The 26143-nt window shown below is 39.3% G+C and carries 27 protein-coding genes; 9 read left to right on the forward strand and 18 right to left on the reverse strand.

Annotation, left to right across the window (positions count from 1 at the left end):
• The 6 genes from K8F54_RS00695 to ruvC all read right to left on the reverse strand — a co-directional run.
• Positions 1-698, reverse strand: a 698-nt coding sequence (locus K8F54_RS00695; RefSeq protein WP_290785622.1) for a transglutaminase domain-containing protein, incomplete at its 3' end; no start/stop codon positions are given.
• Positions 695-1321: a DUF4230 domain-containing protein gene (locus K8F54_RS00700; RefSeq protein ID WP_290785625.1), complete on the reverse strand. Its 627-nt coding sequence runs from the start codon at positions 1319-1321 to the stop codon at positions 695-697. The genes K8F54_RS00700 and K8F54_RS00695, both read right to left, overlap by 4 nt.
• A 10-nt stretch (positions 1322-1331) precedes the next feature.
• On the reverse strand, positions 1332-1676 hold the full coding sequence (locus K8F54_RS00705; protein WP_290785628.1) for a DUF4260 domain-containing protein: 345 nt from the start codon (positions 1674-1676) through the stop codon (positions 1332-1334).
• Positions 1677-2423, reverse strand: coding sequence for a cyclase family protein (locus K8F54_RS00710; protein ID WP_290785631.1), 747 nt, complete (start codon positions 2421-2423; stop codon positions 1677-1679).
• Between the two features lie 10 nt (positions 2424-2433).
• Positions 2434-3567 (reverse strand): radical SAM family heme chaperone HemW, encoded by a 1134-nt coding sequence (gene hemW / locus K8F54_RS00715; protein WP_290785634.1) that lies wholly within the window; start codon positions 3565-3567, stop codon positions 2434-2436.
• Positions 3568-3674: 107 nt separating this feature from the next.
• Entirely contained in the window at positions 3675-4229 is a 555-nt protein-coding gene (gene ruvC, locus K8F54_RS00720; protein ID WP_290785637.1) for a crossover junction endodeoxyribonuclease RuvC, read from the reverse strand.
• Between the two features lie 93 nt (positions 4230-4322).
• On the opposite strand from ruvC, the gene K8F54_RS00725 reads away from it, so the two are divergent.
• The 3 genes from K8F54_RS00725 to K8F54_RS00735 are packed head-to-tail and all read left to right on the forward strand — an operon-like array spanning position 4323 to position 7285.
• Complete coding sequence (locus K8F54_RS00725; protein WP_290785640.1) at positions 4323-5234, forward strand: lysylphosphatidylglycerol synthase domain-containing protein; 912 nt, start codon at positions 4323-4325, stop codon at positions 5232-5234.
• Positions 5231-6367 (forward strand): glycosyltransferase, encoded by a 1137-nt coding sequence (locus tag K8F54_RS00730; protein ID WP_290785643.1) that lies wholly within the window; start codon positions 5231-5233, stop codon positions 6365-6367. Before K8F54_RS00725 ends, K8F54_RS00730 begins: the two co-directional genes overlap by 4 nt.
• A gap of 39 nt (positions 6368-6406) precedes the next feature.
• Complete coding sequence (locus K8F54_RS00735; RefSeq protein WP_290785646.1) at positions 6407-7285, forward strand: hypothetical protein; 879 nt, start codon at positions 6407-6409, stop codon at positions 7283-7285.
• Here the strand turns inward: K8F54_RS00735 and K8F54_RS00740 are convergent.
• The 3 genes from K8F54_RS00740 to K8F54_RS00750 form a co-directional block, all read right to left on the reverse strand.
• On the reverse strand, positions 7280-7765 hold the full coding sequence (locus tag K8F54_RS00740; RefSeq protein ID WP_290785650.1) for a hypothetical protein: 486 nt from the start codon (positions 7763-7765) through the stop codon (positions 7280-7282). The two genes, K8F54_RS00735 and K8F54_RS00740, sit on opposite strands and share 6 nt — an antisense overlap.
• A gap of 117 nt (positions 7766-7882) precedes the next feature.
• Complete coding sequence (locus K8F54_RS00745; RefSeq protein WP_290785653.1) at positions 7883-9310, reverse strand: M56 family metallopeptidase; 1428 nt, start codon at positions 9308-9310, stop codon at positions 7883-7885.
• A complete protein-coding gene (locus K8F54_RS00750) occupies positions 9307-9669 on the reverse strand; it encodes a BlaI/MecI/CopY family transcriptional regulator (RefSeq protein WP_290785656.1) in 363 nt (120 codons plus the stop codon). Before K8F54_RS00750 ends, K8F54_RS00745 begins: the two co-directional genes overlap by 4 nt.
• Positions 9670-9831: 162 nt before the next feature.
• Here K8F54_RS00750 and K8F54_RS00755 point away from each other — a divergent pair, with 162 nt between their 5' ends.
• Positions 9832-10332 (forward strand): DUF456 domain-containing protein, encoded by a 501-nt coding sequence (locus K8F54_RS00755; RefSeq protein WP_290785659.1) that lies wholly within the window; start codon positions 9832-9834, stop codon positions 10330-10332.
• Here K8F54_RS00755 and K8F54_RS00760 read toward each other — a convergent pair.
• From K8F54_RS00760 to K8F54_RS00795, 8 genes are all read right to left on the reverse strand, one after another.
• On the reverse strand, positions 10329-10883 hold the full coding sequence (locus tag K8F54_RS00760) for a nitroreductase (protein ID WP_290785662.1): 555 nt from the start codon (positions 10881-10883) through the stop codon (positions 10329-10331). The two genes, K8F54_RS00755 and K8F54_RS00760, sit on opposite strands and share 4 nt — an antisense overlap.
• 42 nt (positions 10884-10925) lie before the next feature.
• Positions 10926-12992, reverse strand: coding sequence for a glycosyltransferase family 9 protein (locus K8F54_RS00765; RefSeq protein ID WP_290785665.1), 2067 nt, complete (start codon positions 12990-12992; stop codon positions 10926-10928).
• Between the two features lie 78 nt (positions 12993-13070).
• Positions 13071-13748, reverse strand: a complete 678-nt coding sequence (locus K8F54_RS00770) for a hypothetical protein (RefSeq protein WP_290785668.1) — start codon at positions 13746-13748, stop codon at positions 13071-13073.
• 212 nt (positions 13749-13960) lie between these two features.
• A complete protein-coding gene (locus K8F54_RS00775) occupies positions 13961-15427 on the reverse strand; it encodes a hypothetical protein (protein WP_290785671.1) in 1467 nt (488 codons plus the stop codon).
• Positions 15424-15876, reverse strand: coding sequence for a response regulator (locus K8F54_RS00780; RefSeq protein WP_290785674.1), 453 nt, complete (start codon positions 15874-15876; stop codon positions 15424-15426). Before K8F54_RS00780 ends, K8F54_RS00775 begins: the two co-directional genes overlap by 4 nt.
• A gap of 3 nt (positions 15877-15879) precedes the next feature.
• Positions 15880-17736, reverse strand: a complete 1857-nt coding sequence (locus K8F54_RS00785) for a PAS domain-containing sensor histidine kinase (RefSeq protein WP_290785676.1) — start codon at positions 17734-17736, stop codon at positions 15880-15882.
• The gene (locus tag K8F54_RS00790; RefSeq protein ID WP_290785679.1) at positions 17720-18151 is read right to left on the reverse strand and encodes a hypothetical protein; all 432 of its coding nucleotides are present in this window, start codon (positions 18149-18151) and stop codon (positions 17720-17722) included. Before K8F54_RS00790 ends, K8F54_RS00785 begins: the two co-directional genes overlap by 17 nt.
• A gap of 172 nt (positions 18152-18323) precedes the next feature.
• Positions 18324-20588, reverse strand: a complete 2265-nt coding sequence (locus tag K8F54_RS00795; protein WP_290785682.1) for a sigma 54-interacting transcriptional regulator — start codon at positions 20586-20588, stop codon at positions 18324-18326.
• A 309-nt stretch (positions 20589-20897) separates the two neighbouring features.
• Here K8F54_RS00795 and K8F54_RS00800 point away from each other — a divergent pair, with 309 nt between their 5' ends.
• The gene (locus K8F54_RS00800; protein WP_290785685.1) at positions 20898-21584 is read left to right on the forward strand and encodes a class I SAM-dependent methyltransferase; all 687 of its coding nucleotides are present in this window, start codon (positions 20898-20900) and stop codon (positions 21582-21584) included.
• 16 nt (positions 21585-21600) lie between these two features.
• Here K8F54_RS00800 and K8F54_RS00805 read toward each other — a convergent pair whose 3' ends face one another.
• Positions 21601-22674, reverse strand: coding sequence for a metallophosphoesterase (locus tag K8F54_RS00805; RefSeq protein ID WP_290785687.1), 1074 nt, complete (start codon positions 22672-22674; stop codon positions 21601-21603).
• Positions 22675-22844: 170 nt separating this feature from the next.
• Between K8F54_RS00805 and K8F54_RS00810 the strand changes: the two genes are divergently transcribed.
• From K8F54_RS00810 to K8F54_RS00825, 4 genes are all read left to right on the forward strand, one after another.
• Positions 22845-23906 (forward strand): hypothetical protein, encoded by a 1062-nt coding sequence (locus tag K8F54_RS00810; RefSeq protein ID WP_290785690.1) that lies wholly within the window; start codon positions 22845-22847, stop codon positions 23904-23906.
• Between the two features lie 208 nt (positions 23907-24114).
• Positions 24115-24747 (forward strand): hypothetical protein, encoded by a 633-nt coding sequence (locus tag K8F54_RS00815; protein WP_290785693.1) that lies wholly within the window; start codon positions 24115-24117, stop codon positions 24745-24747.
• Positions 24748-24757: 10 nt separating this feature from the next.
• A complete protein-coding gene (locus K8F54_RS00820) occupies positions 24758-25384 on the forward strand; it encodes a hypothetical protein (RefSeq protein WP_290785695.1) in 627 nt (208 codons plus the stop codon).
• A gap of 10 nt (positions 25385-25394) precedes the next feature.
• Positions 25395-26054, forward strand: a complete 660-nt coding sequence (locus tag K8F54_RS00825) for a hypothetical protein (protein ID WP_290785698.1) — start codon at positions 25395-25397, stop codon at positions 26052-26054.
• Positions 26055-26143: the final 89 nt, after the last annotated feature.

The raw sequence follows: 26143 nt of genomic DNA on the forward strand, positions 1-26143 counted from the left end.
ACATCCTCTATTCTCAATTTTTCGGAAATGATCAAGGGCATGGCAGAAAAGACCTCCCGACTCACAATATTGTCGATATAGGCATCTTCCAGCATTTCCGGGTAATGTGTTTTAAAAAATAACTGCGGGGGTGTTTTATAATAGAAATAGCTGGGTTCCTTTATAAACTTCCCATTGAACCGGCCGGCACCCCAGGTGGGATCGAACAAATACGGTTTGTCATCGATATAGACCACATTCCACATATGGTTTTTAGCAAAGGACCTACCAATGTCGTTAAAATTAGATTTGGTATCCCCTCGCACCAAATAGTTCGAAATTCCTTGTAGTTCGCAGAGCTTTTCGAAAAGCATTGCATAGCCTTCACAAACTGCAATTCCCTTTTTAAGTGTTCGTTCGATTACCTTTTCACGGGTTTTCTGCTCCTTTTGATTGCGTTCTCTGTAGTTTTTAAATTTAAAATCGAACTGTTTGTATTCGTCGGGTTCGTAGGCAATATTCTGAATAATCCAACTGTAAATGGCTCTTACCTTTTCCTCATCGGTTACAAAATCGCGGGTGATGAATTTTGACAGGGCTTCGGGCGTATCGAAGGTTTTCGGATATAATAAAATAGTAGCATCAATACGTTCGTAGTCCTGTGAAAATGCGGGAACACTTAAAAATAAAAAACTCAAATATGTGAGCAAACGATTCATTTTCTTCTTTTAGTTGAAAGCAATTCGTTGTTGCGTTCCGGAATTTCTAAGGCTGAATAGTCCAATTTCCAGTTAATGGTCTCTACCAGTTTTTCCATCAATTTTATGGTGTCCAAAGCCTGTTCCGAAGCCTCTTCCAAAAGTCCACTTCCCGGAATCTTATCGACAATATGCTGTTTGGCTTCCTTGTTGATTTCGGTGAGGTCGGAGGCCGTAAAGGGATTGGCCCAGCCTTCTTTTTTGTCGTAATATTTGAAATCGGTTTCTATGGAAAGCAATTCCGGTTGCGGAAAATTAGTAAGTTTTATGAGCTGTTTTTTGGTATCGGCCTCCATTTGTATTTTCGTGAGATCGAAACCAATATGCGCCTTTGCTTCAATGAGGATAAGGGCCTTTTTCTTTCCTAAGATCAGGTTGAACCATTTGTCCTTTAGGTTCTCATAATGGTAAATTTCAGAAAAATCGCCTTCCACTGTAATGAACTTGCACACCGAGCGAATCTTCTCCATTAGAATTACCGATTGCGTAGAAGTCCGCTCCTTCTTCCGACCCCCCGAAAATCGAGCGAATAAGAAAAAGGCGACAATCGCGCCAACAGCCAATCCTATAAAAAGTAATTCCATACGTTTTCGTTCAAATCTTACCCAGATGTGTATTTTTAAAACTGTCGGGATATTTTAAACCATATCCGAAAATACGATCCATACTGGCGTGGGAAAATACGATAATTCCTACAAATGTATATAAATCGCCCAAATACAGCATTCCCAACACCATGAAAGTGATGCCTATAGCCTTGTGATGCAAGAGATTATAGGTCCAAGCCCCCAGTTTCGGACTTACAAGATAACCTATCATTCCAATATCGGGAACCAGCAAAAAAACCGGAAATAACCACCAGGCATAGCTCAATTGTGAAAACAGGAAGATGCCCAATCCAAGCTGGGCAAGTTCTTCAATTTTTAGACTATTTTTCATTTAAAGAAATTTATAGAGCACCGGTTTGCTGGGAGAGGCATCGTTATGAAAGGGTGCGATTTGGAGATTTAATAAATAAGAACCGTCCTTTACATCATTTGGCACGTAGATAAATTCGGTAATGGTGGCTTCATATCGAGGTGCTTGTGGGTAGTTCCAAAATGCTCTGTGCGCGAGCAATAATCCATCGTCCTTTTCTTTATCGACCGATGGTAAATCGATCAGCAGATGTTTTACCCCCAGCTCTTTTAGATACTGGGCAGCCTCTTCGTGCAGGTAGGGCCAATTGGTATTCGAATATTTTCTGCTTCGTTTGGCATGGGTGTTGGGCAGCGTTCTAATTACAAGTGCTTCGGGTTGTTTTCCTTTTAAAAGGTCGAGTAATTCAATCTTCGGAATTATTTGATCATCCCCAACGGTCTGGGGTGCTACTGAAATGACTTCGGCTAAAAAGAAAAACTCTGTCAAAGCCTCATTGACCGAATGAAACCCCTCCGAAATATGTCCCACGCACTCGGTATGTGTACCGTGCGCATGCGGATTGAAATAAATACTGTTGAAATTGACCGCAGCCCCTTCACTCACCTTTCCAACCCAATCGTCCAATTTGACCGGTTCTATTTTTGGAGCATCCAAGTACCATGCCTCCGGATTGTCTTTCGAAGCTTCCAACGGAATTGAAATATCCAGAGGTTTAGAAAGATCCACAGTGAATAGTTGTTCCTTAATTTTGAAAGTCGCTTTCAATACTTATTTTTTAGGTATCTAAATTTACTAAGAATAAATCGGCTGCAATCCCATCGCTTAAAAACTTTCCCTTTTTTGTGACAAACAGGGTATTGTGTTCCAAGACGAGCAGCTTTTTTTCAAGCAGTTGTTGGGCCTGTTTCAGTATATAGATTTCAAATTCATTTCCGAAGTCGGTTACTATTTTTTCCAAGGAGACGCCCCATTTGGTACGCAAACCCGTCATGATATACTCGTTGTATTTGTCGGTCTTAGAAAGAGTTTCACGCTCTAAAGGGAGCAGGCCCTCCTGGATTCCCTTTATGTATTTTGTATTGTTCCGCACATTCCAACTCCGCGTTGTCCCGTCATAACTATGTGCAGAAGGGCCAATACCCAAATACGGTTTTCCCTGCCAATAGGCCGTGTTGTTTTGCGAATGAAATCCATCCTTTCCAAAATTGGAAAACTCATAATTTTCATAACCCGCCTTTTGCATTTCTGAAAGTAATAGCTCGTAGTGCTGCTGTGATAGCTCATCATCAACTGCAGCTACGATTCCTTTTTTAATAAACGAATCGAGGGCGGTCCTTGGCTCCACTGTGAGGGCGTAACAAGATAGGTGAGGTATATTTTGGGAAATGGCCATTTCAATATTTTTCAACCAGCGTTGCACACTTAGTCCGGGAATTCCATAAATAAGATCGATTGTGATATTTTCGAAATAAGGTTTTGCCATCGCAATACATGCAAGGGCTTCGGTGGAAGTATGTGCCCGGTTCATCCATTTGAGATCTGCTTCGAAAAAAGATTGTATTCCAATACTGAGTCTGTTTATCGGACTAATTGCAAGTTGTTTTATTTTCTGAAGTGTGAGATCGTCGGGATTGGCTTCGAGGGTAATCTCGGGTGTTTGTGAAACCTTAAAATATGTATAAACGGCATCCATAAGTTGTTGAAGCTCTTCGGAAGTCAATAAAGAGGGTGTTCCTCCTCCGAAATAAACCGTTTGAACTTCTTCCTTCAGTTCTCCTTTCCGAAGCTCTAATTCTTTACACAACGCATCCACCAACTCACTTTTCTTTTTCAGAGAAGTCGAAAAATGAAAGTCACAATAGTGGCAGGCCTGCTTGCAAAAGGGGATATGGATATAAATACCTGACACGGTTGGGTTAATAGTTAATGGTTAATGGTTAATGGTTAATGGTTAAGTAAAATACTTTTTTCGAACAACTCACAATTCACTGCCCACTGCTCACAATTCACTACTCACTACTTATCCACCCTTCCTTCATTTTGTTTTACAAAGGCAGCCCAGCCCGTATAATTCTTGCCTATTTGTAATTTGCCTCCATTGTAAAAATGACAGACTGCGGCTGCTAAGCCATCAGTGCTATCCAAATTCTTAGGCAATTCTTTCAAGTTTAATAGACTCTGAAGCATTTTGGCAACCTGCTCCTTACTGGCATTTCCGTTTCCGGTGATGGCCATTTTAATTTTTTTGGGAGAATATTCGGTGATGGGAATTTGTCGTGAGAGTCCGGCCGCCATGGCCACACCCTGTGCCCTGCCTAATTTGAGCATGGACTGAACGTTTTTTCCGAAGAACGGCGCTTCAATGGCAATTTCATCGGGTTTATGGGTATCGATAAGTTCGATGGTACGCTCAAAGATAAGCTTCAGTTTTAGGTAATGATCATCGTATTTGGTAAGGAGTAATTCGTTCAACTGCATAAATTGCATTTCTTTCTTCACCACTTTTATGAGTCCGAAGCCCATAATGGTTGTTCCGGGATCAATTCCTAAAATAATTTTTTCAGAATTCATTTTTCAGTAGCGCGCACATTTTACAAAAACAGTCAAAAAGTAGTACTTTCGTTTTCGATGTTTGCCCTATCTCACAAATCTAAACAATATCTGTTGGTTACCCTAAAGGTTTTCATCTTGGGGCTTACTTTTTGGTATATCTATACAAAGGTTATCGATACCCAATCACAGACACTGGACACTTTTTTTCGATCCCTGCATCCCGAAAGAAGCTGGACTATTCTTCTGTTTATAGTCTTAGCGGCCGTGAATTGGACCTTGGAAATACTAAAATGGAAAACCATTATAGCTCCCGTAAAAAATATTAGTTTTTTTGAAGCATTCAAACAAAGTCTTGCCTCATTAACCGTTTCTTTGGCCACCCCAAATAGGATTGGCGACTACGGGGCGAAAGTCTTTTTTTATCCTCCAGACAAACGAAAACAGGTGTTGCTACTGAATTTTATTTCGAATGCGGCACAAATGACCACTACCCTGCTCTTTGGAAGTATCGGACTTCTTTTGGTGATTTCACGCTATAGTCTTTCCTTTTCAACGCTCCACATTGCGGTATTTCTTACAGCCCTGCTCCTACTCGGAATTGTTGGTTTTCTTTTAAAAGAAAAAGAAATGCTAATCAAAGGACTTTCGATAAAGAATATACTGACATACTTCAAAAAATTACCAAGGCCGATTAAACAAAAAACCCTGATCTATTCACTCGGCCGTTATTTGTGTTTTAGCTATCTGTTTTTAAAAATTCTCCATTTTTTTGAAGCCGATATCGCGTTTTCACAGGCCTATCCCCTTATTTTTGCGATGTATTTATTGGCTTCGGTGATACCGACACTTTTTTTGTTGGACGTGGTGGTTCGCGGAGGTGTAGCGGTCTGGTTGTTTTCGTTAGCGGGAGTCCCCGAACTCACTGTATTATGTACCGTTCTGGCCATGTGGATTCTCAATTTTGTAATCCCGTCCCTCATTGGTAGTTTTTATGTAATCACGTACAAACCTAACAGATCATGACTTTGGCACTAATGATCATCGGGTTAGTATATCTTATCGCCATGGGTTTGCTATTGGTGGGCACGCTTCAATTAACCGAATTTATTTCTGAAGAAAAAACAACTAAGAATCGGTTTTCAATCGTTATTCCTTTCCGAAATGAAGCTGCAAATCTGCCTGCTTTATTAGAATCGGTTAAAAAACTGAAGTATCCCGCAGCACAATTTGAACTGCTTTTTGTCGACGATGCCTCGGAAGATATTTCGGTGGCACTTATAGAGGAGCTACTAAAAACCGAAACCGAGTTAGCATTTCAGGTGCTTTCCAATATCCGGACTAGTGGTTCCCCGAAAAAGGACGCTATAACTACGGGTATTCGGAAAGCCAAATACGAATGGATACTCACCACCGATGCCGACTGCCAGGTGCCGAAGTATTGGCTTCGGGAATACGACGCATTCATTCAAAAACACCAACCGAAGTGTATCGCCGGCCCGGTGGGCTATGCTTCGAACAGAGCCTTTATTCAGCAATATCAGCAAATGGATGGCTGGAGCCTGCAGGGAGTTGCAATGGGTAGTTTCGGCTTAAATAACCCTCTACTTTGCAATGGCGCTAATCTGGCCTATCGAAAAGATGCCTTTGAACAGCTAAATGGCTTTGGCGGAAACGATCATATTGCGAGCGGTGATGATATTTTTATATTGGAAAAAATGAAGCAAGCTTTTCCGAAGGACATTCAATTTCTAAAATCGAAAGAAGCCATCGTCTTCACGCAACCTTGTAGACAATGGACGGAGCTTGTACAACAACGCATTCGGTGGGCTTCAAAAACTTCGAAACAAAAGAACCTGGCAACCACAGCCCTGGGATTGATTGTTTTTGCAGCAAATCTTTTGGTAGTACTGGGTCTGCTGCTTTGTTTTATCAAGCATGAGCTAATTCCCTATTATGCTGCATTTTTAGGAGCCAAGCTGCTGGTAGATTTCATATTCCTGTCCAGAACAGCTGCCTTTTTCACACGAAAAGTTCCGTTCGTATCCTTCCTGTTGAGTGTGCTTTGCTATCCGGTAATAACTGTCTGTGTTGTCCTAGGAAGTTTCACCGGAAGCTACCAATGGAAAGGTCGTACACATAAAAAACATATAAATTGAATTAATTTTTTACCTTTAACCGTACTAAATCAAGCCCTTATGAAATACCTACACACCCTCTTTGCCTTTTTGATGTTAGGATGCATCGCTACGGTTCAGGCGCAACAGCAATATACTGTTGACGGACAAACCTATACCTTAAAAACGGAAGTGGACGGTACGCTATCCTTACTTTGGAATTCGATCAATGAAGAATATCGCTATTTTGCCAAACAGGGAAGCACCATCGCCGAACTGAAAAATACGAGAGGAGCAGATGGTTATCAGGAAGAATTCAAGGATGTACTAAAATTATTGACCAAAGACGCCCCACTCTCGACCGATAAATTGAAACTTACGCTGACCGGGCTTCGGGAATATTTTGTTGCCTATAATAAAAAGGTGGATCCTAATTTTACGTATGAAGCGATCAAGTTCAGGATACAAACAAGGCTTGGTGTTTTTGCTGGCATGTCTAACAATGCGTATTTCTATAATCCCAATAACGAGTATCTTCCTTCGCTGGGCATAGATTTTGAACTGATGGATGAAGTACAGCTAAGACGGCATTCGGTAGTCTTTCAGTTTAAACAATTGATAGAAAGTTCAAATTATAAATTCTCTTCTTCTCAGCTTTCGTTTAGCTACCGATTCAAGTTTGTCAAGTCGGAGAAATTCGATGCTTTTGTCAATGTCAAAGCAGCTACGTTTACCAGCGTGAGCCGAAATGAAATCATCTTGGATAACAATGGCGAAATATCCGATATTTATGGTTCCGGTACTAGCTTTCAGGTTCCCGGTGCCTTCGGAATTGGATTTGATTACAAATTAGGTAACGGTTATATTACCTTGGCATACCACGATATTGTGGCTTTGACCATCGATAACAATGGTGAAACTCCGGTGGATATCACCTTAGGATATAAATTGAATCTATAGTTCCTGTGTTTTAATAATAATTGGAAGTCTAAACTCGGTTTTTACCGGAATGCCCCGTTTAAAAGCGGGAGCTACGATGGTAACTGAATCCACACTCTCCTGAAGCCATTGTTCCATTTTAGGGAATTCATTTTGCAACAAACTGTCCATTTTTATTTGGTTTACCGATAGCGTAGCAGCTCTATCAATACTAAAGTCTAGAAAAACGGTATCGTTCAGTTCTCGTTGCGCCACTATTTTTTTTGAGTCGATATATTCATAAATCCTAGTGGATAATACACGTTCAAAACAGGCCTTCTGCGCTAACTTTTCGGAAGTGTTCTCACATTGTGAAAAGGCCGGGTATTGATCTACATCTTGCCAGTTGATGGTTTTTAGTTCTTCTTCATAAAAGGTTTCGGTCGAAATCTTTTCAGTTTCAAAAAATTGGCAAGAGGTCACCCACCCAAAAAGAAGTATGATTAAAAAGCAGTTTTTCATCGCCCGATTAGAAAACTGAAAATTACAATTTTTAACTGTAAGTAGCATCCTTCTATAAAACGAAGAAGCCCAGATGAATTTCACCCGGGCATCTCTTCTAAAAAATCACTAAAAATACTATTCTACTATAAATACAATGGGCAAACCATATTGCACGGCTACCTTTTTCCCTTGGTGTTCTCCCGGGATCATTTTTGGTAATAGATTCAAGGTTCGCAGTGCTTCCGCCTGTAATTCGGCGTGATCGGCCTTAATGTCTTTTACCACCACTGCTCCTTCGCGATTTATCACAAAAGTAGCCATGATCTTCTGCTTCCCGAATATGGCGGTATTGTTTAGATTCTTCAGTTCGAAATTATCCCCTACAAAGGTCGAGATCTTCTGAATAAAACATTTTTTGGTTTCTTCAGCGTCAAGACCTTCACAACCAGGATAGACAGGCACCTTGTCGATCACCCCAAACGGAATCTCGATCTGGTCTTTTACGGCATCGAAATGCAGGTTGTTCATGCCTTCATCTGAAGTTAATACCATAAGCGTCTTTAGCGCTTTTTCTTCTTCTGAAGATAAATTTCCCTTGGCAGCAATAGACTCCTTTAGGGCTTCGATGTTTTGAATTACTTCACTTTTTGAAGCCGAAGTTGTTGTATAGTCGGCCGTGGTGGCCGTGGCACTTCCCTCTGCTTCTTGGGCACAGGAAGTATAGACCAACATCCCGCAAACTACAGGAATGAGTACTAAATACTTTAATTGAAAGATTTTCTTTGATTTTGATTTTTGTAACATAAGGATTCGTTTTTTAATTAATGAATGATTGAAAAAGGTATTGATGAATGAAATTTTTTCGGTTTTAAAAACCTGAGACAACAGGTCTTGATAGTAGGAACTCCTGTCCTTTTGCGAGGCTACCTTATCGTCTGCAATAAACTCCTGAAGCAGTTCCATTCTATTTTGAAACACATAGACCAAGGGGTTAAACCAACAAACTATACGAAGTGCTTCAAAGAATAGCAAATCTACCGAATGATACTGCTGAATATGTACGCGTTCGTGTAAGAGAATGTTTTGTTTTTGTGTTTCTGAAAGGGTTTCGCCCAAAAAAACTGTATCGAAAAAGGAGAAGGCGGCATCGGATTTTGGGAGGATGATCAATTTTAATTTTTCGAACTGCGTGCGGGTTCCTGAATTTTTCAGCTTGAATATTTTATACAATTTAAAACTGAAGAAAAGCAAACTGATGGCGACTCCAAATAACCAAAGGGATTCCCATCCGAAATTCCAAAACGACGCAGTGGTTTCGGCAGCAGTAATCCCTTCCGAAGCAGTGCCGCCTACAATGACCGCCGGCAACTGAATGATAAATTGTTCAGGAATATTTTGCTGAATAGCCTCAATTTGTATCAACGGGAGTAAAAAGCTCAGTATTGGAGTGATCAAAAGGTAGACCCTATTCCAATTAAAAAAGGTTTCCCGTTTCAGAAAAAGATCGTACACTACTAAAAATAGCAGCTGAAACGCCAAGGTTTGTAAGATATAATGTATCATTTCTTTCCGTTATTAATTTCTTTCATGATGGCTTCCATCTCTTTGATGCTGATGTCGTTTTTCTTCATAAAAAAGGAGACCATACTCTTAAAGGAGCCTTGAAAATAGCCGTCCACCAATTTGTTGAGCGTCTGATTGCTATAGTCGTTCTTGGTCACCTTCGGAAAATAGATATGCCCTCGCCCTTCCTTTCGGTAATCCACAAACTCCTTGCTTTCAAGGATACGTACAATGGTAGAAACCGTGTTATAAGCAGGTTTGGGATTGGGAAATTCGTCTATGATAGCGGCCACATTGGCCTCGCCCAGATCCCAAAGGATCTGCATGATGTCTTCTTCGGCTTTGGTGAGTTGTTTCATAAATCTATTATTTGCTATTACTAAAATGAGACCCTTCGGCTGTACTTCGTTCACACTTCGACAGGCTCAGTGTGACAAATATAACTAATTATTTAGTTTGAACTAATTTTTTAGTTATAAAATTGTAACGTATTTGTATTTTAGGGGTCTTATAGGATATTCATGGACATCGCACTTCTCCTTCTTGGTTTAATTTTAATGCTGGTAGGTATTTTGGGAAGTATCCTTCCTGTTATACCGGGCACTCCTATAAGTTGGCTCGGGTTGCTCGTCTTGCATTTGGCTCCTTCTATTCCCTTTGATTGGGTATTTATTGTGCTCACAGGGATTGTGGCGATTGGCATTTACGTCATGGATTATATCATTCCCGCCATAGGAACCAAAAAATTTGGGGGCAGCAAGGCGGGTGCTTGGGGCACCACTATTGGATTGATCATTGGAATTATTGCCCCTATCCCCTTTGGTATATTGATTGGCCCTTTTGCAGGAGCATTGGTAGGTGAGCTTCTGTTTAACAAAACCGAAGGCCCCAAAGCCTTTAAGGCAGCGCTGGGATCGTTTATAGGATTCTTAGCCTCCACCTTTATCAAGTTTATGGCTACGGTGGTGTATTTAGGACTGTTTGTGTATAAGGTTTTTATGAACTGGGAGTTGTTGTTTTAAAGCCATACCGTTTTCTCCTCGATAGATGTCTTTCTGGTTCCTTCTTCGAGGGTACCATCGTACTTCCCCAAATAAAATAAACCAAGACAGCGTTCGCCCGGTTCCATAGGAAGAAAGGCGTTCATATATTTTACAATACCCGGAGAGCCCCAGTAGGCGCCAATGTTCATATCATGTGCCGTGAGCCACATATTTTGTACCGCCATGGCCGTTGCCGCAATTTCTTCCCATTCGGGGATGGCTTCGGCAGGATCTCGCTGCATACAAATGGCGATAATACAGGCCGCTTTTACCGGATTTTCCCGATACTTTTTGTACTTGAATTCTGAAAAGTTTTCAGTTTTATTTTTATAGGTTTCTGAAAGAAATTCGGCAAAGCGCTTTTGTGATTCACCCTGTATCACTTTAAATCGCCAGGGCTCGGTGCGCCTATGTGTAGGTGCCCAATTGGCCGCTTCGAGTAGGTGTTGAATTTCCTCTTTTGAAATGGGTTCGTTATTGTACTGAGCAGGAAAAACAGCCCTTCGGGTCTTTATAATTTCTGAAATCATGGCAACTTTTTTGAAGCCGAAAGATAGTCAAAAGTTCTTCAATTATCGGCGAAAGGTAGCCACTTCAAACAGGATGTGTTGCTGTTTAAGCACGTCGGTCACCAATTTAAAATCACCGTCTTCTATCCCAGTCTCCTCCTTTTTCAGAAGCAGGGTTTCTATATTTTTCCGCATGGCATTGTCGTGATATTCCAGCAAGAGTTCCTGCTCTCCCAATCGAATTAAACAATCGTTTTCGGAAAATTCAAATTGTGCCTGCGGATTTAATTTTAAGGTGGTCTTTTGGTTAGGATAGGCCCTTTCGATCACCTTATAGACTGCCTCCAAGACTCTGTCCACCGTCACCGAATTCAAACAGATCTTATGTTCACAGCTAAGAATCACATCGTAGTTACAGCGAATGGCGCATACGCCTTTCTTGCCCCAGATGAGTTCATTGTGTTCCGCGAAACTGCCCCAGCTTCCCGGGCCGGTAGGACCGTAAATCCCCACCGAAGGCACATTAAAACTGCCGGCCACATGGGTAATCCCGGCATCATTACCAATATGGAATAGTGCGCCTTCCATAGCTTCACCTACGTCTACCATGCCCCCGGTGATATACTTCACATGCGGCATCTCTTTGGTAAAATGAGAGGCAATATCGGGGTCGTCCGGCCCCATAATGATCTTACAACCCAAATGCGGATAGATATCAGATAGTTTTTCAATGAGCCGAGCGTATTTGTCGGTGGGCCATATTTTCAGCAGAAAGCCTGCCCCATGATGCACTACGAAATAAGGATTTTTTAAATCTTTTTCCGACTTGAAATACGGATAGCCTTCCAAATGGTTATCGATATCCAGATGAAGTTTTGCCGCTGTATCTATATAATGCTGAATGGCATGTTGTTTTACCTTCCGGTGGGTAGGATACTTTAAAGCGTGCGGCAGATCATAGCCCCTAAAGGCCGGATAATTGCCAAATTCGTAAATATGATCGTAGCGGTCTTCCTGTTCGCGAACTTCCTTTTCATTGACCACTTTTACGTTAAGGTGTTTGCTAAAGAAATCGACCAATCTAGGTGCCACTGCAAAATGAAGTTCCTCCGAAACCTCAGCGAGTTTATAGATGGCCGGAACGGCAAAGAAAATATCTCCCAATCCGCCATAGCTTTTATAGACCAAGACCTTGCCCAGTTTTGGAGCTTTCACTTTTTTGGCGCCATCGAGAATGGTTTCGACCGCCTCCCAAAAATTTTCGGGGGCCTGTTGCATTTCGGCAATGGCCTGTTCTTTGTTATTGGGGTAAAAATCGAATGAAAAAGTCCCTACGCGATCGTTAGCAAGCATTTCGCAACCCGAAAGAAAGGCTTCGGCTGCCAACCTGCCAGAAGGTTCGGGCCAGACGGGTTTGCAGATAAATTGTTTTGTTTTTCCTAAAATTTCGAGTACTTCGGTGTTGGGAATCGGATCGTGAAAACTCATATTTGCAGGCATCTCACGTCGCAATCGGTTTCGTCCATACACGGTAAACTTCATTTCGGGATGTGTTTCGGCATAGGTTACAAATTCGTGTCCTCCCTTTAAGAAATTCAGATCCCCAAAAAATGGAATGGTGTCAGCTATTTTTTCTTCCGAAGGCTTTAATTTGGAAACATCGACAGTAGGAGGCATAATGAGTTTGTTCGCCACGGCTTCTCCATAGAAATCGTAGTGGGATTCATAGTGTTTGGGAGATTGAAACACATTGAGTGCGGCTCCTGCAAACAATTTTCGGAAAAGGTGAAACTTATCGGGGTCACAACAACTTCTCACTTTCGGATCGACCGTACACAGTATATTTCTTCGGATACAAAAATTATAGTCGTACTCTACTTTTATATAAGGGATCTCACTTGAAATGAGGTGTTTTACAAGTTCTTTTTCGAAATTGCAGCGCGAAGTACTGTTTAAAACAACAAGATCGCTTTCGGAAATAAGTCGTTTTGTCTTTTCAAAATCGTTGATATAATCTAGAAGTACGTTGAAGTTTTTTTGTTCACCAAGTGTAAAAAGTTCTCCAATGGTGAGTTCGGCACCTCTAGGCGTAGCAAGCGTTGTATCGTGAAGAAATAGAATGGTTTTCAAAATAGAAGAGGTAAAAAATTAAAATGGACATTTCAAAAAATAGCTTCTGAAATGTCCATTATTAAAATTAATTAGAAATTAAAGCTTCTCAAGGACAAGAATATCGGTTCCACTACCGCCTCCACTCACATCTCTCACTTCAATGCGGTTTGGCAATACACTTATGATATCCCAATCGTCGTTGAATTCATTAAAGGGTGCTCCTGTAAAGTTAAGGGCTAGATTCTGTCCGTTACTAGAAACAACCCAGGTTCCATTATTGGTATTACTACCGTTGGTGGCAGATACTTGATCTCCGGTTGCAAAATCGACTGTGTAGCCATTATAGTCGGATGTTTCATCCACGCCGCTGTCAATATAACTGGCAACGATCCAGTTCCCGTCCAATAGAATATCTCGAATTGTTTGGGCATCTCCATAATAACCATCATCGTAATAGCCATCATCATAGTAACCATCATCGTAATAGCCATCGTCATAGTAGCCGTCATCATAATAACCATCATCGTAATAACCATCATCATAGTAGCCGTCATCGTAGTAACCGTCGTCATAATAACCATCGTCGTAATAACCGTCATCATAGTAGCCATCATCATAATAACCATCGTCGTAATAGCCATCTCCGTAATATCCATCATCAAAGAAACCATCGTCATTGGTGCTACACGAAGATATTACAGCACCGGTAATTGAAATGGTTGAAACGGCAAGTAAGGCTTGCCCCGATTTTTTTATAAAATTTCTCCGTTTCATACAAAAGAGTTTTTTGGTTATTGAAAGCTAGTTGCCTACGTCAAAATAAAAAATGACATAAGTCAGTTTAAAAGTATAACAGTTAGTTATGAATTCACCCTACCTTTTAAAAGTACAAATTTTTAAATTAAAATAGGCACACCTCATTTCACAATTGAAACAAGGTGCGCCGTCAACTAACTAACCATAAAAATTACAGGGGCAAAAAAGCGTTATTTTATACTAAGGTTAAGAGAAAATACTGTGATTGAGGTCGTACCCGAACCTACCAATCGTTGTCCCCATATTTCCACATAGTCATTAGGGGCTAGTTCTACGGTACCCGAAATGGATTGACTCGAAATATCGGCTGTATTATTAACTCGCATTAAGGAATTGGTTTCAACAAGTGAGGTAGTTCCATTCTTTTTGATAAAAAAGGCATAGTAATCTCCTGTCCCGCTATTACCTCTAACCGACAGTGCGGCATTTATTTGAAATGTTCTTGTTTTCTTTCCGGTATAGGTGATACGGTTATTTTGAGGAGAAGTCGATCTAAACATATTGACCGCGGTTGTTGTGTTTGATCCAGAATTTCCTGTCAGGTTTAGCTCAGATCCATTAGATACCGTCTGCACAAAACCGGTTGTAATTCCCCCGTTATAATAAATGTTTGCGGAAGCAGTGTTGTCTGATTCTTGTGGAATTCCGGGGCAGTTTACCGTCCATGCATTCGTAAAGTTATATCCGGCAAAGGTCCCTACCGTGTACTTATTAATAAACTGAGTACTTGTTCCCGAAAAAGCAGTACTTAGCAATACGCCGTTAGTAACCGTTGGATTACTGCTTACGTCTATCGCTACTACTGTTCCATTGGCATTCATAAAACCACTTACTTTTTGAATTAGCGTAAAGGTTCCGGTATAGGTTTCATAGGTGCCACCATTAGAATCTGACCATCCAAGGTCGGCTAATAATAAAGAAGTTATATTGCTATAAGTAATTCCCGTGGTATTACCAACATACTGTACCACACTTTTAAAGATCAATCCAAAACCTGAAATTGAACCAACAGAACCTGAATTGGCTATAATGGCATCTCTAAAGATCAGATTTTCTGTATTGGCACCTGACAATGCAAATACGGTACCCCCGGGTGCCGTTAACGTAATTCCTTTTACGCTTCCGCCAGTAGTACCTGTAAAAATAGTCCCTCCGGCTCGCACTAATATATCTTCGTTGGTGTCTCTCCCTAAAATATAAGCATTGTTGAGCTCGATGGGGAATGCCAGCGATACCGCACCATTAATCTCATACAAGGTATTGGTTGTTAGCAAGTACTTTGTTCCTCCTCCGGCAGTGAGCTCGGTGGCTAAGTCGGCAGCCGATTTGATAATTTTATGATTGGTTCTGGTTTGAACTGAAGGCGTCGCATTTACCCACACACTAGAGTTGTAATAGAACAATGCATTAATGGTCGTGTCGAATACAACAAGTCCGCTAGCAGGGGTAGTGATAGCAACTCGTTGCACCGTAGTCATTCTGGGAATCAACATTCCTTTGTTGGTTGAAGCAATGTCCAACACAGCCGATGGATCGGGGGACGTAGTTCCAATCCCAACTTGGGCATTGGAATTTGTAACAATCAATAAAAAAATTGACAGTAAAATAGCAAAATAGGTTAAGTTCATTTTTTTCATGGTAGTTGTTTTAAGGTTTTTAAAAATTTACGGTTAGGTCTGGGGAGCGCTAGAAGATTTGTTATTTTTTCTAGCGTTAAGGGTTTATTTATGTAATTGGTACATAGTACATTTTCGTTAGCCATCTTAATATCTTCCGGCAAGGTAGAAGATGAGAGCAGATAGATTTGAGGTCTATTTCTCTGTATAGCACTTATATTCTTTACTTCGTTCAAGAACTGAAATCCGTTCATTTCGGGCATGTTAATATCTAAGAAAATGATCTGCGGAAAATCTTTTTCGCAATTTGTTTTCGTTGCGTCAAGCACCTCCAAATAGGTGATTGCATGTATTGCGTTGGAAAATACCATCGTATGCGCCATTGAATCAAATTTTTCAATCACTCTTTGGTGAATAAAAAGGTCGATTTTATTATCGTCTATAAGCATTATGTTTGTACTATACTTCATTTATTATGCTCCGGTCGAATGGGGCAATTGTATTTTAAAACAGGTTCTTTGTTGGTATTCGCTTGTTATCTCAATCTTCCCATTTAGATCGTCCACTATATTTTTTACTAGATAAAGGCCTATCCCAACTCCCGGAATTTCTTCATTATCTGCTCTATAGTAGAGATCAAATATTTTATCCAAATGCAGCTCTGAAATCCCCCTGCCATTGTCTTTTATAAGAATTTGAACATCCCCTCGAACGGAGGTTACTTCTATCTCCACAACAGGTTGAAAATCGTCTGTTTTGGGTCTACTAAATTTGATTGCGTTTTGAATTAGGTTTTGAAATAACGACTTCAGTAAATCATGATTATAATAAAGCTCGCCATGAACCATCACCTTCATTTGAAACTTTATAAACTGAAAATTAATTGTTCCGCTTAGCCCATCAATTATATTGTTAATCATGTTTGAAAAATCCACCGGCTGAAGCTCCTTATTTTTATCAGAAATGATTGCCGCAAGTGCTAGATTGTCGATCATGGATTTCCCTTTTTGTAAGGTAATATCCAGCATGGATGTTAATTGGGTGATATTCGGACTTATATCCTCTTGTTTCATAAGATTGATGATTCCTTCGGCAGAAGAAAAAGGCGCTTTCAAATCATGAGCCGAACGATATAGGAATAATTCCAGATCTCTGGTTTTGTTTTTTAATTTCTGTTCCAAAGATTTGCTTTTAGAGATATCCAACATCATGGCGCAGAAATATGCATTCTTCCCTTTCTTCCATTTACTCAGGGCAAATTCAACCGGAAATTCTTTTCCATCCTTCTTCAGCCCTAGCATTTCGATGGTTTCCTGCATCCTGCTTTTTTTGAGTTTATTTGCCGCAGCAATAAGCTCCTTCATACTCGCTTTTCTAAATTGATGTGAGATCAACTGTGTTAAATGACACCCTATTATTTCATCTTCCGAATATCCGAAGGCCAGCTCGGCACCTTTGTTCCATTCGGTGATATTTCCTTTATCATCGGCCACCACAATTATTCCAACATCTATAGACTTAAAGATGGTGCGATATTTCGCATCGTTATCTCTTAGTTCGTGTTTAATAGTTCGAATGTTTGTGATATCCCTAGTTGAAATAGTAGCCGATATAATCTCTCCTTCTTTTCCAAAGCTGGGTCCTATTTGGGAGAGTAAAAATCTTTTATTCGCGGAAACTCCATAGTCCATAGTCTCAAACTGCTGAGGTTTACCACCATTGAAAACCGACATAATGTGTTTCCGCACCAAATCGTGAAATATTGGATTTATATAACCGTATACATAAGTCCCAATGAGCTCATCCGCTTGAAGATTACCAATTCCTCGATTTGCAGATAGAATCTTCCCCAATCTACTAATAGAAACTACTAAATTTGGGATACTCTCTATAAAAGCATTGTGTCTAAATTCGATCTCAGCTATGCTGTTTTTTTCTTCTTGTTCGGAAGTAATGTCTTTGTGAATAGCAACATATTTTTCCACCTGTCCCTTACTATTTAAAATTGGCGTGATGGTAGTGTCCAGCCAACAATTTTTATTGCTACTGTCACTGTGATACAGCGTGCCGTTCCAGGTTTTTCCCTTTTTAATGGTTTTCCACAGCGCTCTGTACATTGGGTTTTTATCACACTCCGATTTTAGCAATCCATTTGTTTCTCCCAATAACTCATGTTCATGATACCCCACTAAATCGCAGAAATTTTCATTGGCGTAGGTTATTCTTCCCAGGGTGTCGGTGATCGTAAAAATTACATTTTGCTTAAGCAATTCTAACAAATCTCCATCTTGATTCTCTGATAATTGCTTTAGTTTAGTTAACTGTATCATGTTCTTTTTTTGATTCCAAGCAAAACGTGATTGCTTGTTCGAGGTTATTTACTATGACAAAGGGAGTTAATGGTTCGTATATTCGTTTATAGGAACTAATTAAAAGCTTCATTGCGTTTGTATCCAAAACATATGCTTCAGATATTCTTACTCGTTTTAGCTCCGGGCTATTGGCAAATAGTTTAGCGGCATGAATGGTATAGGTTCCTGTAGTCTTTCTCACATCAATCAAAAAAGGAGTGGGATTGCCATTGCACAATGCGGTCATGGCCTGGATGTAAAGATGGACAATCTCTTCGTGAAGTCGTTGACACATATCTGTATTAAAGAATTCGCAAAACAAGATACCTTTATCCATTTTGAATTTTGCCTTTTCAAAAAGTATACTATTGTCCGACATGATTGACATTTTCATAAAATAGATTAGCCAATTCCCATGCCATAGAAGCTAAAAGGCGTGCCAAAACCGCTAATAGACTGTATTAGTGCGCTTTAAAAAAAGGGTGGAATTTTCTGTATGCTTGCAAGTCCACGGAATAGCGTGGACAAAAATTAGAACTAGTGTATTTTAACGGAATAACGTGAATTTAATCGGGTCTTTGGATGTCTAATTTCTTCATCCTGTCGCGTAGCGTACTTGGTTTAATTTTTAATAATTGCGCAGCACCTTGTTTGCCGTCAATTTTCCAATTACAAGTATCCAACACTTTGATAATATGAATTCGCTGTACCTCATCAAGCGATAAATTCGAATTGGTAATTGATCTATTGGTGTTTTGTTGTGATATTTCGAAGTCGGGCAATTGTAAATATTCATTATTGGAGAGGATCACAGCTCTTTCTATAAGATTTTCCAATTCTCTTATATTTCCCGGCCAGTTGTACTGCTGCATTTGACTCATGGCGGCGTCTGAAATGAATTTAATATCCTTACGATATATTTTTCCGAATTTATTTACGAAGTGCTCGATGAGTAGCGGGATATCCTCTCGCCTTTTTCGCAAAGGAGGCACTGTAATAGGAAATACATTAAGACGGAAATATAGATCTTCTCTGAAGCGTTTTTTTTCAATTTCCTTTTTAAGATTTCTATTGGTCGCTGCAATTATCCTTACGTCCAATTTTCGAGTTATGTTCTCTCCAATTTTCTCAATTTCTCCTTCTTGCAAAAATCGCAATAATTTGGGTTGCATGGAAAGTGGCAATTCTCCTATCTCATCTAAAAACAAGGTTCCTCCATGAGCCAGTTCAACTTTCCCAATCTTATCCTGTACTGCTCCGGTAAAGGATCCTCTTTTATGACCAAATAATTCGCTTTCAATCAACTCTTTTGGGATCGCAGCACAATTTACCTTTATCAAGGGTTTATCTTTTCTTGTGCTTATTTTATGAACCGCGCGAGCCAATAATTCTTTTCCAGTACCCGAATCGCCTAAAAGCAACACACTCGCATTTGTAGGAGCTACTTTTTCCACGTCGGTCAGTACCTGCCCAAAGACAGCACTCCCATACACCATTTCTTCAAAATTAAACACCAAATCCAGCTCGTCTCTAAGATAAATGTTCTCGTTTTGCAATTGGTTTTTTAATTCATCTAATTCAGCTACAGTACTAGTTAGGGCTTTGTTAAGTGACATTAACTTCTTTTCGGCTATTTTTCGCTCTGTTATATCCCGAATTGTTGCCATAATAGCAATCGCACTTCCTTTTTTATCAATTATTTGAGACGATATGATTTGCACAGGAAAACACTCTCCATTTTTCCGTTTATATATAGTTTCGTAAGTGTCGTGAAATTCTTCCTTTAACAATTTCCCATAATGTTCAATACAGGTATCGTAACACTCGGGTGCCCAAAATAGAAAAGGAGCTGTAGTTGTGAGTAACTCTTCTTCGGTATAGCCGGTCATTCTACAAAAGGATGGGTTTACACTGGTAAGCTTGCCTTCATCTATTGAAACAACTAAAAGTCCTTCCTGCATCGATGCCAATACATTTTCTGAAAATTCCTTTGCCGCTATGATATCTTCTTCTGCCTTTATACGGATAGAGATATCAATAAAGGTAGAAAAATAGGCAATTACCTCTCCAGCATTGTCTTTAAGTGAAGCTGTGGATAGCGATGTAGGAAAGCGCTCCCCGTTTTTTCGCATAAAGGTTAGCGTATGTCTGGTTTGTTTTCCACTTGTAGTCTCTTTAAAAGCTGCTTCAATCTCGGCATACGATTCGGGTGGCCAATACGGACGAGGTCTGTTTGAACCAACAATTTCTTCCCTTTTAAATCCTGTCATTTCACAAAATGCAGGGTTTACTTCAATAAGTTCTCCTTTCTTGTTTATTACAGCCAATCCTTCATGTAAAGAAGCCAATACGTTTTGAGAAAATTCCTTTTCTGTTTTTAATAATGCTTGAGATTTTTTAAGTTCGGTTATATCCAAGATTTCGCTCAATACATAATCATTCTCATCCAGCGTAATCTTATCAAAGGAAAGTATGACTTCTTTCACACTACCGGCTTTATCAAAAATTTCGGCCTCATAGGATTTTAATTTTCCACTATTGTCAAGTTGCTTTCTAATATGCTTGCGTTCTTTGACCTTAATAATTTTTAAATCGTCAGCAGTACGTCCAACAATTTCATTCTGGCTAAAACCGGTAAGCTGCTCCCAAGCTTCATTAACGGCTATGAATTTTTTTGTGGTAAAATGAGATAGTGCTTTGGGTATTGAGCTTCTGTAGAATACAACTTCAAACCCTTTGTCCGCTTCAAGAAATGTTATTAAATCATGGTGTGTGTTTTCGACACCAACTTTTGTAATTTCCTGTATCAACTTTCCTTTCCTCGTTCCCATATAATTTCAAATAGGCAATAAAAAATTTCCAACCTCTTAACAAGTAAAAGGCATATCGTACATATAAAAATTAATGTTTTGCTATTCTAAAATAGCCTAAACGGGGAGTTAGTTGTGCTGACAAAGATATCGTTTTTCATAGTGAATAACACAGTTTGTCGGTAAAAATGTAAAATTAATCCGATAAAATGTGCTTGTTTTTATATTGAAAGTGAGCACATCTCTTAAGACTGTAAATAGTAGCAGCTAGCATTATTGCTTAATAAGAAAACACTTTTTATAGTATCTTAGTAATACGATTCACGGTTTATGAAAATAAAAGATACCATAGCAAACGAGTTTAATGAATTCTCTAATAATTATACGCATGATATGATTGCGTGTGTCCCCCATTATTTAGTTTTATTATCCTCCATGACACAGGGGCTATCTCCCAATTTCAATCCAAAAACCATTTTGGATCTGGGATGTGGCAATGGTAATGTAACCTCACTACTAACAGAGACTTTTCCAGATTCCAAATACACCTTATTGGATGCTTCCCCGGAAATGATCGCATTGTGTAAACAGCGGTTCAAGGAATATCAAATGGTCTATGCAACTGCCTATTTTAACGATTTTCAATTTTCTGTTGAAACCTATGACCTAATTACGGCCGGGTTTAGTTTACACCATTGCGATTTAGCAGAAAAAAAACAACTTTTTAAGAAGATATACACCGCACTAAAACCGGGAGGTGTTTTTGCTTATACCGACTTAATGATCGACAAGAACACCGCAGAGCACAGCGCTTTTTTAAAACGCTGGGAAGCGTTTGTGCTTACTAATTTTCCCGACGGCGAAAAGTGGGAGTGGCTCGTGGAACATTATACCGAGTTTGATAAACCGGACGATTTAAAAAAACAATTGCAGTGGTTACGTGATGTTGGTTTTGAAAATATCATCCCAACTGTAAAAGATGATTATTGGGTACATATAAGGGCGATCAAAACCTAATATAAACCTGTATACGTTATTTGGAGGTAGTTGCTTTTCGAAATCTCTTTTTCTTTCCCTCCAGGGTCAATCGAAACGCTTTGTTTTTCTTTATGAACAAAAGCTCCCCGTATTTGCCGTATTTTATACTAGAATCTACACCGTATATCTTTTCATCATATAATTGAACTACTTCTTCGTTCGAACAATGGCCAACAACGATATGTTCCGAATTGATTTGTTTTAAAATATCTGAAATGGCTGCATTACTTAAATTATCATCAAAATAGCCGCGATACCAAATCAAACTGTCCGATCCGTAATAGATTGAATAGAAATCGGTAGATTTTAACCCGGCCTTACTAACATCAATCGAAGCTCTCATGATCTCATTGATCTTTTCTATTTCAAATTCGTTATGACTTAAAAATGCTTCGGAAATACCACCGTGTACAAAGACGGTATTGTTTATTTTAACAAGTGTTGGTTTAGAACGCAGCCAGCGGCCAATAACCGTATTGTTGTCGTAAAATGAAACATAGCCCATTTCCAACAGGGCACTGGTCATTCTGTATTTTTTATGAATATACCGAAGATCATTATGCAGTACCATATACTCGTGATTTCCTAGTAAGAAATGCACCCTTCCACCTTGTGTCTTTGCCTGTTGTTCGAGTTTATAGATAAACCACAATAATTCGTTTACCTTTTCTCCGCGGTCGAAAACATCACCTACAATCACCAAATGATTTTGACCAAAATTCCACGCTAAATTTTCATCAATTATTTGGTTCTTTTGAAGTAATTCGATCGCTAGATCGTATTGTCCATGAATATCGCTCAAGGCAACAATATGCTTAACATCGGTAAAAACAGTCTCCTCCGGTTTGAATAGGGTGTCGTAAGTATTTGCAGCCAAGTGTCTGGTTAAAATTTCACCTTTTACTATTGTTTTTTCAATTAATTCAGCGTTTTCTATAAACACATAGGGGCCGTCGTTTATTTCCAAAAAGGGATTGGCAATACTATCGACAGTGGTTTCAATATCCTGACTACAAACATTGAATATTACAAATAAGGAAAGTAGGAATGAATAAAAATAGGTATGCATGGAAGATGAATTCACTGATTTGTTTTCAAGCAGTCGGTTTTAATTGGCAATTCTTACGAATAAAGTTTCAGTATATATTTCGAGAAAGAAACAAAGATCTTTATTCAAAAACAAACTACCAATACAACTACCATTTATGTGTTATATTTGATATGCGCCGTTTAAATATAATGAAAAAGGAAGTCATACATCTATCGCTAACGTTACTTTTACTACTGGGTCACAATTCGTATGCCCAAGAGGTTACTAAAACGGCCCTAGATGAAAAAACAACTGAACTTTTTAAAAACTCACAGATACTTCCCATTCAATTAAATTATTCCAATAAGCACATAAAGCGAAACACCAATGATAGCACCTATGTGAGCTCAGAACTTAGCTATAAATTAGATGATGGCTCTTGGAAAACATTAAAGATGAAGATAAGGGCGCGAGGTAATAACCGACTCAAGAACTGTTATTTTGCACCTCTCAAGATTAAGCTAAAAAAGAAGGAAGTTGCGGGAACTCTTTTTGAAGGACATAAAAAGTTGAAATTAGTCCTCCCCTGTTTGAGACAAGAAGACAACAATGACAATATCCTCAAAGAATATTTGGCGTATAAATTGTACGAAGTTATCTCTCCCTATCACTATAAAACCAGATTGGTCACAATCGATTATACCGATCAAAATGGAAACAGGGAAAAGGAGCATACCCTTTTGGGTATTCTTATTGAAGATTTAGACAATATAGCAGCGAGGCACAATGGCGCCATCATAGAAAGGTCGTTACATCCCTTGACGATGGACGATCTATGTGCTGCACAAAATGATTTTTTTCAATATATGATTGGGAATACAGATTATTCCACCGCGTATCAACACAACCAGAAGCTTTTATTTATAGATAAAAAGATTATTCCTGTGCCTTATGATTTTGACATGTCCGGACTTGTGGATGCCAGTTATGCAACTGTTCCTACCATTGAGGATACATCCTTACATATAACGAGCGTCACGCAAAGATTGTTTAGAGGGTTTCAACGAGAGCTCTCCATATTCTATAAACTCAGGGAAAGTTTTTTGGGTAAAAAAACCGAAATGTTGGATGTTATGGATAGGCTAGAAGTACATTTTGATAATTCAAAAGAATTCACAACTGCCCGAGATTATATGTTAAGCTTTTTTGAAGTGCTGCAGGATTCAGAAAAATTCAAATCAGAAATTCTTCAAAAGGCGAGAATTAAATAATTTTTACGGTATAATAAGTTCAAATTTACCCTTCTTCTTCAGTATAAAATTCCTACTTTTTTATATTTCAATTCTTACATTTTTATATTCATTTTAACAATTATTCGATATACTACGTAATATATTCGATATAATGCAATTCACAACACACTATTTAACAGTTAGTTACACAAATTAGGCTATCTTTGTAGTACCCAAATTAATACTTATGAAATCGTACAAAGCCCCCGCTGCGATTCCGTTATTCTGCTTCCTTTTGGGAAGCACATCTGTTTTCTCACAGGTGGGAATCAATACGCCAAATCCAAGAACCACTCTTGAAGTTGCCGGTGATATGAATATCTCGAGCGACCTTGAAATCACAAACTATAATACGCTATCCAATGTAGATTCATCCACTTTTCTTATTCAAGAAACCGATAATTCTATTAAATCATTAGATGTTAGTAATCCTACCGGGGTGGCACTGGCCTATATTCAGGAATATATCATTGAAGAACCTAATCTCGATTGGGTAAAAGACTTCGACACACAAATTGATGCAACAGCTTATGTAGTGATCGTAACTTCGGCGAGTTTCAATCAGGAACTGGATCTAACCAACAATCCCGGTGCCCCTGATAATGCGAGTTTGCCTTTTGCTTCTGCCTTTATTTCGGGAGGAACTTGGCATTTGGTGGCAGATTATCCACAGGCTGCAAGTATTGATGAAAGCAGCATTGGTGTTTGGACCATCAGCACGTTGATCTTTTCAAACGATGTTTCCAAACAATACGGAACGGTTGACATCCCAATGGGGGGTACCTCATCCGGTGCAGCCTCTTCACCAATTATTAACTAACACTAGCAATATGAAAAAAATCTACGCCTTATTTTTCTTTTTATCTGGTGGAATTATGATCGCCCAAGTTGGGATTGGCACCACCAATCCTCAGACCGACTTACATGTGGCAGGTGATGTACTCGTACAGCAAGGATTGGTTACCGGAAACCTCAATACGGTATCCATTGCTGAAGAAAACTTTAAATTGGTAACGCGAATTACAAGTTCTACGCCGGTTGGAAGAATTACCATTCTGGATCCTGACAATCTGAATGTAGCACCTATTAATACGGTCAATTACCATTTTACCAATGTGCATCTTGACAATTTGAACGATGTGGATTTATTATACGACGAAACTAAATATGTGGTTGGGGTTGCTAATTTCAGACATGTGGGTGATGCTATCAAGAAGGTGCCGGGAGGTGATAATTATTCTATAGGTCACTTTGTGGTTAGGACTTTTAAAAGTGGTGGCACTTGGCATTTGGAAATTAGCAATAAGGAGCTCGACCTAGATATTTTAGATTCCTTGGAGTATTATATTACCTTAATGGTCTATGACAAAACATACTTCAGAGAGCTAGTCACTATTACCACCAATTTAGGAGGGTCCAATACAGGCACGGCATCTTCAGTACCAATTTTTGAATAAATCGACTATCATGAGAAAACTAGCTATAGTATTTGCATTAATTGCAACAATAGGCCCTATTTCTGCACAAATAGGAATAAATACCACGAACCCATCTTCAACGCTGGATGTAGATGGCAACGTATTGGTAGACGGTAGGTTCTATTTGGAGTCCCCGGGAGATAATACCGCAATAAGAGGCTCCAAATTTTTAGTCCGAACCACGTCCAATGAACTTTCGCGCTATGATATTGCCCAGAGCAAGTACGGCCCAATAAATTATGTTGAATTTGCCTTCAGAAACTTATCTGCAGATGGACTTTTAGATTACGATACCAAAATATCTACAACAGATTATCTGGTGAGTATTCAAGGGTATTCATGTGGAATTGCAGGGGCGGGACGAACCGGTAGCATCATGCCTAGTAGTTCGGTTTCAACAGACAATATCGAAGGGTATCAAATTTACGCATACCAAAATCTGTCAACAGGAACTTGGTTTCTACGCGCTTTCGTCAATAATTCGCAATGGCAGAAATACAACGGAACTACCTATGTAGATACCGAAATAGATATGTGGTTAAATATTATGATCTATAGAAAGGGTTTTATTGCCAAGGAACAGAATGATATTACGGTTAATATGCTCAATTTACCCGAAGGCACCGCGCAGCTTCCCAGCGGATTTTAAAGTCAAAGTAGTTACTAAAGGGCGTTCCATTGGAACAGCCTCCCTACTTTTTTCGAAATTGAGCATGCTTTATGATTTTGTTATTATGG

The organism is Altibacter sp. (assembly GCF_019913785.1).
Lineage (GTDB): Bacteria > Bacteroidota > Bacteroidia > Flavobacteriales > Flavobacteriaceae > Altibacter.

Excerpts from the sequence above, each read along its gene's own strand:
- K8F54_RS00700 (WP_290785625.1), bottom strand. The coding sequence starts at position 1,321 with ATGGAATTACTTTTTATAGGATTGGCTGTTGGCGCGATTGTCGCCTTT.
- K8F54_RS00705 (WP_290785628.1), bottom strand. The coding sequence starts at position 1,676 with ATGAAAAATAGTCTAAAAATTGAAGAACTTGCCCAGCTTGGATTGGGC.
- ruvC (WP_290785637.1), bottom strand. The coding sequence starts at position 4,229 with ATGAATTCTGAAAAAATTATTTTAGGAATTGATCCCGGAACAACCATT.
- K8F54_RS00730 (WP_290785643.1), top strand. The coding sequence starts at position 5,231 with ATGACTTTGGCACTAATGATCATCGGGTTAGTATATCTTATCGCCATG.
- K8F54_RS00735 (WP_290785646.1), top strand. The coding sequence starts at position 6,407 with ATGAAATACCTACACACCCTCTTTGCCTTTTTGATGTTAGGATGCATC.
- K8F54_RS00740 (WP_290785650.1), bottom strand. The coding sequence starts at position 7,765 with ATGAAAAACTGCTTTTTAATCATACTTCTTTTTGGGTGGGTGACCTCT.
- K8F54_RS00745 (WP_290785653.1), bottom strand. The coding sequence starts at position 9,310 with ATGATACATTATATCTTACAAACCTTGGCGTTTCAGCTGCTATTTTTA.
- K8F54_RS00750 (WP_290785656.1), bottom strand. The coding sequence starts at position 9,669 with ATGAAACAACTCACCAAAGCCGAAGAAGACATCATGCAGATCCTTTGG.
- K8F54_RS00755 (WP_290785659.1), top strand. The coding sequence starts at position 9,832 with ATGGACATCGCACTTCTCCTTCTTGGTTTAATTTTAATGCTGGTAGGT.
- K8F54_RS00760 (WP_290785662.1), bottom strand. The coding sequence starts at position 10,883 with ATGATTTCAGAAATTATAAAGACCCGAAGGGCTGTTTTTCCTGCTCAG.
- K8F54_RS00770 (WP_290785668.1), bottom strand. The coding sequence starts at position 13,748 with ATGAAACGGAGAAATTTTATAAAAAAATCGGGGCAAGCCTTACTTGCC.
- K8F54_RS00775 (WP_290785671.1), bottom strand. The coding sequence starts at position 15,427 with ATGAAAAAAATGAACTTAACCTATTTTGCTATTTTACTGTCAATTTTT.
- K8F54_RS00780 (WP_290785674.1), bottom strand. The coding sequence starts at position 15,876 with ATGAAGTATAGTACAAACATAATGCTTATAGACGATAATAAAATCGAC.
- K8F54_RS00785 (WP_290785676.1), bottom strand. The coding sequence starts at position 17,736 with ATGATACAGTTAACTAAACTAAAGCAATTATCAGAGAATCAAGATGGA.
- K8F54_RS00790 (WP_290785679.1), bottom strand. The coding sequence starts at position 18,151 with ATGAAAATGTCAATCATGTCGGACAATAGTATACTTTTTGAAAAGGCA.
- K8F54_RS00795 (WP_290785682.1), bottom strand. The coding sequence starts at position 20,588 with ATGGGAACGAGGAAAGGAAAGTTGATACAGGAAATTACAAAAGTTGGT.
- K8F54_RS00800 (WP_290785685.1), top strand. The coding sequence starts at position 20,898 with ATGAAAATAAAAGATACCATAGCAAACGAGTTTAATGAATTCTCTAAT.
- K8F54_RS00805 (WP_290785687.1), bottom strand. The coding sequence starts at position 22,674 with ATGCATACCTATTTTTATTCATTCCTACTTTCCTTATTTGTAATATTC.
- K8F54_RS00810 (WP_290785690.1), top strand. The coding sequence starts at position 22,845 with ATGAAAAAGGAAGTCATACATCTATCGCTAACGTTACTTTTACTACTG.
- K8F54_RS00815 (WP_290785693.1), top strand. The coding sequence starts at position 24,115 with ATGAAATCGTACAAAGCCCCCGCTGCGATTCCGTTATTCTGCTTCCTT.
- K8F54_RS00820 (WP_290785695.1), top strand. The coding sequence starts at position 24,758 with ATGAAAAAAATCTACGCCTTATTTTTCTTTTTATCTGGTGGAATTATG.
- K8F54_RS00825 (WP_290785698.1), top strand. The coding sequence starts at position 25,395 with ATGAGAAAACTAGCTATAGTATTTGCATTAATTGCAACAATAGGCCCT.